The sequence below is a fragment of the Allobosea sp. LjRoot9 genome, from assembly GCF_964252745.1.
In the GTDB taxonomy this organism is placed as follows: domain Bacteria; phylum Pseudomonadota; class Alphaproteobacteria; order Rhizobiales; family Beijerinckiaceae; genus Allobosea.
In genome coordinates this window covers 1,607,451-1,618,372 of record NZ_CAXUPC020000001.1, presented here as the reverse complement: position 1 = coordinate 1,618,372, position 10,922 = coordinate 1,607,451, and the positions used below count along the sequence as shown (strand labels likewise).

General features: G+C 66.1%; 7 protein-coding genes. 4 read left to right on the top strand and 3 right to left on the bottom strand.

Annotated features, from left to right (window positions below):
* Positions 1-3: 3 nt before the first annotated feature.
* The 3 genes from ACSQ3P_RS07410 to ACSQ3P_RS07400 all read left to right on the top strand — a co-directional run bounded on the left by ACSQ3P_RS07410 (position 4) and on the right by ACSQ3P_RS07400 (position 5,435).
* Entirely contained in the window at positions 4-3,282 is a 3,279-nt protein-coding gene (locus tag ACSQ3P_RS07410) for an efflux RND transporter permease subunit (protein ID WP_436164924.1), read from the top strand.
* A gap of 210 nt (positions 3,283-3,492) precedes the next feature.
* Positions 3,493-4,920, top strand: coding sequence for an efflux transporter outer membrane subunit (locus tag ACSQ3P_RS07405; RefSeq protein WP_436164923.1), 1,428 nt, complete (start codon positions 3,493-3,495; stop codon positions 4,918-4,920).
* A 245-nt stretch (positions 4,921-5,165) separates the two neighbouring features.
* Positions 5,166-5,435 (top strand): hypothetical protein, encoded by a 270-nt coding sequence (locus ACSQ3P_RS07400; RefSeq protein WP_436164922.1) that lies wholly within the window; start codon positions 5,166-5,168, stop codon positions 5,433-5,435.
* A 100-nt stretch (positions 5,436-5,535) separates the two neighbouring features.
* Here the strand turns inward: ACSQ3P_RS07400 and ACSQ3P_RS07395 are convergent, their stop codons facing one another.
* Complete coding sequence (locus tag ACSQ3P_RS07395; RefSeq protein ID WP_436164921.1) at positions 5,536-7,035, bottom strand: Do family serine endopeptidase; 1,500 nt, start codon at positions 7,033-7,035, stop codon at positions 5,536-5,538.
* 156 nt (positions 7,036-7,191) lie between these two features.
* The gene (locus ACSQ3P_RS07390; protein ID WP_436164920.1) at positions 7,192-7,908 is read right to left on the bottom strand and encodes a glycine-rich domain-containing protein; all 717 of its coding nucleotides are present in this window, start codon (positions 7,906-7,908) and stop codon (positions 7,192-7,194) included.
* Between the two features lie 523 nt (positions 7,909-8,431).
* Here ACSQ3P_RS07390 and ACSQ3P_RS07385 point away from each other — a divergent pair.
* Complete coding sequence (locus ACSQ3P_RS07385) at positions 8,432-9,463, top strand: LLM class flavin-dependent oxidoreductase (protein ID WP_436164919.1); 1,032 nt, start codon at positions 8,432-8,434, stop codon at positions 9,461-9,463.
* Positions 9,464-9,687: 224 nt separating this feature from the next.
* Here the strand turns inward: ACSQ3P_RS07385 and ACSQ3P_RS07380 are convergent, their stop codons facing one another.
* Entirely contained in the window at positions 9,688-10,887 is a 1,200-nt protein-coding gene (locus ACSQ3P_RS07380; protein ID WP_436164918.1) for a M24 family metallopeptidase, read from the bottom strand.
* Positions 10,888-10,922: the final 35 nt, after the last annotated feature.

Sequence of the window (10,922 nt, the reverse complement as noted above, 5' to 3'; positions counted from 1 at the left end):
GCGATGAGCCTGTCCAGCGTCTTCATCCGCCGCCCCGTCGCTACGACGCTGCTGACCTTCTGGCTTGCCGCGGCGGGCGCGGTCGCGTTCTTCCAGCTCCCGGTCTCGCCGCTGCCGGAGGTCGATTTTCCGACGATCTCGGTGCAGGCCTCGTTGCCTGGCGGCAGCCCGCAGGATGTCGCGACGACGGTCGCGAGCCCGCTCGAGCGCCATCTCGGGCAGATCGCCGACGTCTCGGAGATGACCTCGTCGAGCAGCGTCGGATCGGCGCGCATCACCCTGCAATTCGGGCTCAATCGCGACATCAACGGCGCGGCGCGCGACGTGCAGGCCGCGATCAATGCCGCCCGCGCCGACCTGCCGACGAGCCTGCGGGCCAATCCGACCTATCGCAAGGTCAATCCCGCCGACGCCCCGATCCTCATCCTCACCCTGACGTCGGACACGCTGACGCGCGGGGCGCTCTACGACGCCGCATCGACCGTGCTGGCGCAGAAATTGTCGCAGGTCGAAGGCATCGGCGAGGCCGTCGTCGGCGGCGGCTCGCTGCCGGCGGTGCGCGTCGAACTCATCCCCCAGGCGCTCTACAAATACGGCATCGGCCTGGAGGATGTCCGCGCCGCGATCGCCAGCGCCAATGCCCATAGCCCGAAGGGCGCGATCGATGTCGGCGACCGGCGCTATCAGATCTATGCCAGCGATCAGGCGGAGAAGGCGGCGCAGTACAGATCGCTGACGATCGCCTATCGCAACGGGGCCCCGGTGCGCCTCTCGGATGTCGGCGAGGTGGTGGATTCCGTCGAGAACCTGCGCAATTCAGGCCTCGCCAATGGCAAGCCCAGCGTTCTCGTCATCCTGTTCAGGCAGCCGAATGCGAACATCATCGGCGTGGTCGACCGTGTGAAGGCGCTGCTGCCGACCTTGCGCGCCTCCGTCTCGCCGGCGATCGACATTGAACCGGCCGTCGATCGATCGACGACGATCCGCGCCTCCCTGCACGATGTCGAGCGAACGCTGGTGATTGCGATCCTGCTCGTCATCGCGGTGGTCTTCCTGTTCCTGCGGGACTGGCGCGCGACACTGGTTCCGATCGTGGCCGTCTCGGTGTCGCTGATCGCGACATTCGCGGCGATGTATCTGATGGGCTACAGCCTCAACAACCTGTCGCTGATGGCGCTCACGGTCGCCACCGGCTTCGTCGTCGACGACTGCATCGTGGTGCTGGAGAACATCACGCGCCATATCGAGGACGGCATGGCGCCGCGCGACGCCGCCCTCAAGGGCGCCCAGGAGGTCGGTTTCACCGTTCTCTCGATGAGCCTGTCGCTCGTCGCCGTCTTCATCCCCATCCTGCTGATGGGCGGCATCGTCGGGCGCCTGTTCCGCGAATTCGCGATGACGACCTCGCTGGCGATCATGATCTCGCTGGCGATCTCGCTGGCGACGACGCCGATGATGTGCGCGGTGCTGCTCCGCAAGCAGACTGGCGAGCGCCATGGGCGGCTCTATCGCGGCAGCGAGCGCGTCTTCGAATGGATGCTCGACGGTTACCGGAGCAGCCTCTCTTTGGCGCTGCGCCATCCCCGAGCGATCATGCTGATCTTCGCCTCGGTGGTAGGTCTGAACGTCTATCTCTACGACATCATCCCGAAAGGCTTCTTTCCGCAGCAGGACACCGGGCGGATCATCGGCGCGATCCAGGCCGACCAGAGCATCTCCTTCCAGCTCATGCAGCAGAAGCTCGCGCAGTTCGTCTCCATCGTCCGGCAGGATCCGGCGGTTGACACCACCGTGGCCTTCACCGGCGGCGGGCAGACCAATTCCGGCAATGTCTTCATGTCGCTGAAGCCCATGGCCGAACGCAAGATCTCGGCGGACCGGGTGATCGCCCGTCTGCGGCGGGAGCTCTCGGCTGTGCCAGGCGCAACCCTGTTCCTGCAGGCCGTGCAGGACATCCGCGTCGGCGGCCGCGCCGGCAACGCGCAATATCAATACACGCTGCAGGGCTCGACCCTCGAAGAGCTCTATGAATGGGCCCCGAAGATCACGGCCGCGTTACAGGGCCAGCCCAACCTCGCTGACGTCAACAGCGACCAGCAGAACAAGGGGCTCCAATCCAATCTGGTCGTCGACCGCGACACGGCTGCCCGCCTGGGCATCTCGATGAGCCAGATCAACAACACGCTCTATGACGCTTTCGGCCAGCGCCAGGTCTCGACGATCTTCGTCGCCCGCAACCAGTATCATGTGATCATGGAGGTCGCGCCGCGCTTCTGGCAGAATCCCGAGACGCTGAAGAACGTCTTCATCAGCACCTCCGGCGGGTCGGTCGGCGGTTCGCTGGCGACCAATGCGGTCTCGGGAACGGTGGCGGCGGCGGGGCAGTCGACCTCGGCGACCTCGGCCAGCGCCAATGCCGCCCGCAACCTCGCGACCAATTCCATCGGCCAGACCGGGCGCGGCACCGCCTCGAGCGGGTCGGCCGTCAGCACCTCCAGCGAAACCATGGTGCCGCTATCGACGCTGGCGCGCTTCGAGCAGGGTTCGACCCCCCTGTCGGTCAACCATCAGGGCCTGTTCGTAGCCAGCACCATCTCGTTCAACCTGCCGCCCGACGTCCCGCTGAGCGCGGCTGTCGAGACGATCGACGCGACGATGAACCGCATCGGCGTGCCCGCCACGATCCGCGGCAGCTTCCAGGGCACGGCCCGGGCCTTCCAGGCCTCCTTGAGCAGCCAGCCCTATCTCATCCTTGCCGCCCTGATCACGATCTACCTGGTGCTCGGCGTGCTCTATGAGAGCTATGTCCACCCGCTGACGATCCTTTCGACCTTGCCGTCGGCGGGCGTGGGAGCCTTGCTCGCATTGATGGCGTTCAACACGGAGTTCAGCATCATGGCGCTCATCGGCGTCATCCTGCTGATCGGCATCGTCAAGAAGAACGCGATCATGATGATCGACTTCGCGCTCGACGCTCAGCGCACCCGCGGCCTGTCCGCTTTCGACGCGATCCATGAGGCGTGCCTGCTGCGCTTCCGGCCGATCATGATGACGACCATGGCGGCGATGCTCGGAGCGTTGCCGCTCGCGATCGGCCTGGGGGAGGGCAGCGAGCTCAGGCAGCCGCTCGGCATCGCGATCGTCGGCGGTCTCATCCTGAGCCAGGTCCTGACGCTCTATACGACGCCGGTGATCTATCTCTACGCCGACAGGTTCCGGGACTGGTGCGCGCGATTGAAAAGCGGCGGCAAAACGCCGGCCTCACCTGGTGCAGCCTTATGAGCGGGGCTTCTTTCCAGGGACGGCAAGACTTGCAGGGACGGCATGAGGGCTGCTTGTGGTCGGCCAAATGCTGTACGAAGACGATGATCGAACCCGAACCTTGCGGCCGTGAGCGGCATTCTGGTGCGGCGGACGCAAGTGCGGGCGAGGTGCGGAATGCGTGATGGTGTTGCGTTCGGGCCGGCTGCTTCCGTTCCGAAGATCGGCGTCATGCCTGGCCTCAAGCCGTTGGCCGCGCTCGTCCTGATCGGGATGGGGCTGTCCGGCTGCATTCTCGGGAGCGAGCGGCCCGCCACCAATCTCGAGGTGCCCGCGAGCTATCGCGAGGCGCCGCGCGCGCCCGGCAGTGCCGTGCCGGCGCTTGACTGGTGGCGCGGCTTTCGCTCGACGGAACTGACGCGCCTGATCGAGAATGCGCAGGCCGCCAATCTCGATATCGCCGTGGCCGTGGCCCAGATCCTCCAGGCCGATGCGCAGGCCGGCATTGCGGGCGCTCCCTTGCTGCCTTCGCTGACCGGGACCGGAACCGCCGAGCGCCTGCGCACGGCAAGCTCGTCCAGTAGCAGCAGCGCAAGCTCGCGCTCGACCTCGCAGTTCAACGCCGGCCTCACGGCGAGCTACATGATCGATTTCTGGGGCAAGAACCGCGCGACGCTCTATGCGGCGGAGGAGAGCGCGACTGCGGCGCGCTATAATCGCGACGTGGTGGCGTTGACCGCGACCGCGACCGTCGCCACCACCTATTTCGAGCTGCTGACGGCGCAGGACCGCCTGCGCATCGCGCGGCGCAATGCGGCCTCGGCCGAGCGCATCCTGGTCCTGATCAAGCAGCAGTTCACAGCGGGAACCGCATCGCAGCTCGAAGTGTCGCAGCAGGAGACCTTGGTCGCGACCCAGCGCGCCTCGATTCCTCCGCTGGAGATCACCTTGCGCCAGAACAGCGCCACGCTCGCCTTGCTGGTCGCCCGGGCGCCGGCGAAGTTCACGGTGAACGGCGGAAGCCTCGCCAGGCTCGCCGTTCCGCGCGTCACGCCGGGCATTCCCTCGGAGCTCTTGCGGCAGCGGCCTGACATCATGCAGGCGGAGGCGCAGCTTGCTGCGTCCAATTTCAGCGTCGAGTCGGCGCGCGCCGCCTTCTTCCCGCAGATCCAGCTGACGGCCGATACCGGCTTCCAGAGCAAGGCTTTGTCGTCGCTGTTCGGCCCTGGCGCGTGGTACTACACCCTCGCGGCGGGCCTGACCCAGCCGATCCTCGACGGCAATCTGTTGAAGAGCCAGTTGGAGCAGGCGCAAGGAGTCCAGCTCGAAAACCTGCAGGCCTACCGCAAGGCGGTCCTGTCGGCCTTCACCGATGTCGAGAAGGCCCTCGTCGCGCTTCAGCAGACGAGCTTGCAGGAGCGTTTGCAGGGCGAGGTCGTCGCCAGCTCGCGCCGGGCCTTTGAGGTGGCGGAAACCCAGCTGCGCGGCGGCACCGTCAACCTGGTCAGCGTGCTTCAGGTCCAGCAGACCTTCTTCACAGCTGAGGACAATCTGGCGCAAGTTCGCCTGACGCGTTTCCAGGCGGCGACGAGCCTGTTCCAGGCCCTGGGCGGCGGCTGGACGCGTGTCCCGGGGCCAGCCGGACCAAAGCGGTTCTGAGAGCCACGGCTTCAAACCGCGGCGCGAGCGACGGCCCGGTCGACTTGTTATGATCTATATGTAAACTGGTGGCGGAAGTGGTTGTTCCGGCATGCATTTTCGCCGTGCTTGACGAATTGAAACGCCGGCGGCGCAGCCCATCTCTCAGGACGAGGAACGCAAAGGCGCTACGGCCTCGGTCGGAGATACCGATTAGCGGCCGAGATCGCACACCCGTTCAGGCGTTCCCTTTTGGAGGTTACGTCATGCGTTATTTCATCATTGCCGCGGGCTTCGCCGCGTTGTCCTTCATGACGCCGGCGCAAGCCAGCACGCCCTGGGAGGCGGCCTGCGCCTATAAGATGCCCTCGGGCATTCCCGGGCAAGGCTGGACCAACATCGCCGATGACTGCACGCGGCTGGTATTCTGCCAGAAGATGGAGAACCAGGATGCCGCAGATCTCTCCCAGATGGGCTGCTTCGGCTTCTCGCCGGAACAGACCATACCGAGCAAGCACGGGCGCAGCCACGGCTGAACTCCGCCGCGCCAGGGATAAATTCCATAAGCTTTCCACGCGGATGTCCAACCGAGTTGAACATCCACGTTGAACATCCACGTGGAGACTTTCAGTTGCCTCAGGCCTTCGGCAGCGGGAAGGCCATGAACAGCGCGCCCTGCGCGGTCTTGATCTTGAGCAGAACGGCCTTCTTGCCGTCCTGAGCGGCGCTCGCGATGCCGGCCTTGACCTCGGCCGGCTGAGTGACGCTCCTGCCGGCGACCTCGAGGATCACATCGCCCTTGCTCAGCCCCTTGCTCGCGGCCGGGCCATTGGGGTCGACGCGCGCGATCATGACGCCTTGCCCGGCGGCACCATGGGATGGCTTGGCCGGAGCGAGCAGGACGCCGAGGACCGAGGCGCCGCCATGCGGCTCCTCGACGGCTTCAGCGACCTTCTCAATCTTCAGCGGGGCGAGTGCCACGTTCAGGGCGAGTTCCTTTCCGGAGCGCAGAACGGCAATCTCCGCCTTGTCGCCTGGCTTCAGCGCACCGACACGGCGCGTCAGGTCGCGATCATCCTTGACGGGCTGGCCGTTGAGCTTGGTGATCACGTCGCCCGACTTGACCCCGGCGTCTGCCGCTGGCGTGCCGGGCAGGGCGCTGTCGACCAGCGCTCCCGAGGCATCGTCGAGGCCGAGGCTGTCGGCGATGTCGCGCGTCACGGGCTGGATCTGTACGCCGAGATAGCCACGCTGGACGGCGCCGCCCTGTTGAAGGGCTGCGACGACCGTCGAGACCGTGTCGGCGGGAATGGCGAAAGCCAGGCCGACGCTGCCTCCCGACGGCGAATAGATCGCCGTGTTGACGCCGACGACCTCGCCCTTGAGGTTGAAGGTCGGCCCGCCGGAATTGCCCTTGTTGATCGGAGCGTCGATCTGCAGGAAATCGTCATAGGGGCCGTTGCCGATGTCGCGGCCGCGCGCCGAGACGATTCCGGAGGTGACGGTGCCGCCGAGGCCGAATGGGTTGCCGATCGCCACGACCCAGTCGCCGACCTTCGGTGTGTCCCTGGCCAGCGAGACATAAGGATAGTCGCCCGGCGCGAGCACCTTCAGCAGCGCGAGATCGGTCTTCGGATCGGTGCCGATGAGCTTGGCCTCGAGCACCTTGCCGTCTTCCGTGGTGACGGTGACGACCTTGCCGTGCTCGACGACATGGTTGTTGGTGACGACATAGCCGTCCGCCGAGACGAAGAAGCCGGAGCCTTGCGCCATGCCTTGCCGGGGCGCCTGCCGATGCTGTGCGCCGCCATTCTTCTCGAGGCGCTTGAATAGCTCCTTGAGCTGGGGCGGCAGCTTGTCGAGCTCGTGGGAGACCTCGCTTCCGCTGTCGGCCATGTTCTCGATCAGGACCCGCACCGAGACCACTGCGGGCTTCACGCGCTCCACGATGGGAGCAAAGGACGGCACGGCCTGCGCCTGCAGGTCGGAGGTCACGACCGCTGCGGCGCGCGCCGGATTCGCATAGGTGATCATCGCGCCGCCGACGGCGCCCGAGGAGACCAGCGCCAGGGCGGCAACCGAAGCGAACAGGCGCCGGCGACGCCGATTGGGGAAGGGCTCAGCAAGATCCGACATCGGAACTCTCCGTTGGCCAGGCCGCCCATATGCGGCCCATCCTCAAAGGCTAAGCCTTCCGAGGTGCCGGCGATCTCACCGGCGCATTACGGTTCTTTCACGTTGCGGTGGCGGCCGGATTTTGCGTTTCTCCCCACATGGCGGCTTGGCGAACAGCTAATCCCCGCCACCGCCGCCACAACCTCCACCATCGCCTCCACCGCCGTCACTGCTGCTGCTATCCGACCCGCCGCTGCCGCTGCTGTCGTTGAGGCCGTCCGTCCCGCCGTCGTAGGAGCTGTCGGAAAAGTCGCCCCCGCATTGCGAGCCGGCGTCGCCGTTGCGGCGCAGCTGTGCGCAATCGGGATAGTAGCGATAGCCGCCTGGAATGTTCAGCTTCACGTCCAGCGCGAAGAGCAGAGGCAGCCGCGACGGGTTCGTGGGATTGATGCCATCCTCACGGCAGCACAGGAGCCAGACACGGCGCAGGCCGGTATTGTCCTGCTTGCGGCCCTCAGCCAGAGCGACCGCCGGCGTATGGTGCAGAAACCCGCCAAAAGCCCGACCGCAAAAATCCTGATAGGCGCGGGTGTAGAGGATGAACTCGTGCCACAGATCGTCCGCCACCTGTGAGGGCATGGCGACATAACGCTGCCCGCTGTTGAGATAGGCGAGAAAGAACTGCCGCAGGCCTTGGGCGACGAGGGCCGTCTCCTTGCGGGTAAAACTGCGATGATGATGGGCCGCGAGCTTGTCGAGCAGGCCTGGCGGCCAGCTGTAGTTGCGAATGAACTCGGCCCGCTGCAGGCGGCGATGGGCTGGCCAGATCACCAGCCCGACAACTAGGACGCCGCCCAGCGCCAGGCTCAGCGCGCCACTCAACCAAGCTGTCATTGTCGCTCCCCCGCCACGAGCCGCCGAGAGAGATCAGATCACGAGTGCAGGGCTGATGCATCCCCATACGGCGGGCAGCGGCGTGCCGATCCTCACCAATCCGGCGTGATCTTCGTCGGGGCGAGGCCACGCAGCTGCTGCAGCGCGTGAGGAGGTGGGCCGAAAGCGGCTGGCGCGGTGCGGCATGCGTGACTAGCTAGGGGTTGTTATGGACTACGGGGATGATTTGACGCTGGCGATTTTGCGCGAATGCCAGGAGTTCGAGGACGCAAACCTTCCGGTTTGCTACGAAGAACGACGCCGCAGTCGCGCAAAAGCGCCGCGCCCTGCGGGTGAGGTGAAAACGACGGAGCTGCAGCGTCGCATCGCTTGCCGATACCGATGGTATCGCCTGCGCAATGCTCCTCCCATCTCCGCCGTTTTGACCTCATCAAATCGTCCCCGTAGTCCATAACAACCCCTAGGGCCATCGCCGCGCCCGCCACGCGCGGGACGACTGGACGCGCCGCAGAAGGATGACTCTATGACACCGGCCCTCGAATTCGGCCTCGATACCTTCGGCGATGTGACCGCAGGCGCCGACGGCGTCTTGCTGTCCCATGCGGCGGTCATTCGCGATGTCGTGGCGGAAGGCGTCCTCGCCGACGAGGTCGGCGTCGATTTCTTCGGCATCGGCGAGCATCATCGCGAGGATTTCGCGGTCTCCACGCCCGAGATGGTGCTCGCGGCGATCGCGGCGCGGACCAGCCGGATCAAGCTCGGCTCCGCCGTGACCGTGCTCTCCTCCGATGACCCGGTCCGCGTCTTCCAGCGCTTCGCGACGCTCGACGCCGTGGCGAAAGGGCGCGCCGAAATCATCCTCGGGCGCGGCTCCTTCACCGAATCCTTTCCGCTGTTCGGCTTCGAACTCGACCAGTACCAGACGCTGTTCGAGGAGAAGCTCGATCTCTTCGCCGAGCTCATCGCAGGGAAGGCGGTGACATGGAGCGGGACCACGCGCGCCTCGCTTACCGACCAGCGGGTCTTCCCGCCGATCGAGACGGGAACCCTGAAGACCTGGGTCGGCGTCGGCGGCAGCCCTGAATCCGTGGTTCGCGCGGCCAGATACGAATTGCCGATGATGCTGGCGATCATCGGCGGCGATCCCTTGCGCTTCAAACCCTATGTCGAGCTCTACAACCGCGCCTTTAGCCAGATGGGCCGGCCGGTCCAGCCCATCGGCGTTCACTCGCCCGGCTATGTCGCCGACAGCGACGCGCAGGCGCGGGAAGAGCTCTGGCCGGACTTCAAGCGCATGCGGGACAGGATCGGCGCCGAGCGCGGCTGGGGGCCAATGAATCGCGCCGAGTTCGATCAGGAGGCCGATCGCGGCTCGCTCTATGTCGGAAGCCCCGAAACCGTGGCGCGGAAGATCGCGGGCACGGTGAAAGCGCTCGGCGTTTCGCGCTTCCAGCTGAAATACAGCGCCGGCTCCCTGTCCCATGACCGGCTGATGCGCAGCATCGAACTCTACGGCACGAAGGTCATGCCGCTGGTGAGGGAACTCCTTGCCTGAGACAGCACCGTCCGCTTCCCCGCGCGGTGAGCCGTCCTCGTCAGGGCTGCAGGCTTGTCCGCAACGAAGCCACGTCCTTTGCCGAGACAGCCGGAGCGGCGTTGCCCCGGCTGTTTCGGACATAGGTGAGAACGGCGGCGACGTCCTGGTCGCTGAGGTTCCAGGCGAAGGAGGGGTGCGCCTACGATTTTATGCGCTGGCTAATGATTATCGAGGCGCTGAATTCATCTCCGCAGCAGCGCCAGCGGAATCGTGCTGAAGACCTCGGGCGGGCCGTTCTCGCGCAGGGCGAATGTCTGGCCGACGCCGGCTGCGAGCCCCGTGCGCGTATCGGGGATCATGATGTGGACGAAGAAGACCATGTCGGCCTCCATTACCAGCGGGTTGCCGGAATAGATCATCGGCGGCACGTCCATCCAGGTCGGGCGATAGGTGCAACCGAGCGCATAGCCGCAGGCCGAGAAGCGTTCCTGGCCGAAGCCGGCCGCGTCGAGCACCTTGCGGTGGATGTCGTCGAGCGTGCCGAGCTCCCGCCCGGGACGCGCGGCGTCGAGCACCTGACGCATCGCCTCGCAGGCGACCTCGTGCTGCGCCTGCTGACGCGGGTCGAGCTGGCCCAGCACCAAAGTGTGCTCGATGCAGACATTGTAGCGGCAATAGGAGGCGCCGAGCTCGATCATGAGCTGGTCGGTCTCCTCCAGCATGCGCGGCCCGGCGACGCCGCGGCCATAGAGCGCGCGCGGACCGGAATTCACCAGCGGGCCGCCGGCCGGCATGTCGCCGCCGCCCTCCAGCATCGCCGCGACGCCGGCTGCCGTCGGCACGCTGTCGAGCACGCCGGGCCTCGCCTTCCCGGCCATGGCGAGCACCGCTGCGTCCGCGAGCTCGCCGGCACGGCGGATATAGGAGAGCTCGGCCGGGGATTTGACCAGCCGCTGCCGGCGCACGATGTCGGAGCCGTCGACGACCTCGGCGAAGCCGCTGAGCGCCGCCTCGACCTCGCGGCTATTGGCACCGGTCAGGCCATAGGTCGCGAATTCGACGCCGATACGCGAACCCTTCAGGCCGAGTTCCTCCAGGATCGCCTTCATCTCGTAGGCTGGCCGCGCCCCCTCGGCGTTGAGCCAGATCCTGACATCGTCATAGAGCGAGGCGACCTGGGCCTGGCGCAGATCGGGCCTGCGGGTCAGCAGGACCGTGGGACGCTCGTCGGCGGTGATGATCCCGACCTGGAAGAAGACATAGCCGGCCGTGTCGAAGCCGGTGAGGTAGTAGTGGCTCTCCTGCGCGAAGACGAGCAGTGCCGAGAGGTTCCGCCGCTTCAGCTCCGCGCGCGTGGCGGCGAGCCTGGCATCGTGTTCGGCCTTTTCGAAGCGCAACGTGATGGCTCGGCCGCTGCCGGTGGTGGCGGAGATCTCTTTCATGGCCAAGTCCTGCATCGCCATATCCTGCATCGCCA

Coding starts and splice junctions, on each gene's coding strand:
- ACSQ3P_RS07410 (WP_436164924.1), top strand. CDS start 4: ATGAGCCTGTCCAGCGTCTTCATCCGCCGCCCCGTCGCTACGACGCTG.
- ACSQ3P_RS07405 (WP_436164923.1), top strand. CDS start 3,493: ATGCCTGGCCTCAAGCCGTTGGCCGCGCTCGTCCTGATCGGGATGGGG.
- ACSQ3P_RS07400 (WP_436164922.1), top strand. CDS start 5,166: ATGCGTTATTTCATCATTGCCGCGGGCTTCGCCGCGTTGTCCTTCATG.
- ACSQ3P_RS07395 (WP_436164921.1), bottom strand. CDS start 7,035: ATGTCGGATCTTGCTGAGCCCTTCCCCAATCGGCGTCGCCGGCGCCTG.
- ACSQ3P_RS07390 (WP_436164920.1), bottom strand. CDS start 7,908: ATGACAGCTTGGTTGAGTGGCGCGCTGAGCCTGGCGCTGGGCGGCGTC.
- ACSQ3P_RS07385 (WP_436164919.1), top strand. CDS start 8,432: ATGACACCGGCCCTCGAATTCGGCCTCGATACCTTCGGCGATGTGACC.
- ACSQ3P_RS07380 (WP_436164918.1), bottom strand. CDS start 10,887: ATGAAAGAGATCTCCGCCACCACCGGCAGCGGCCGAGCCATCACGTTG.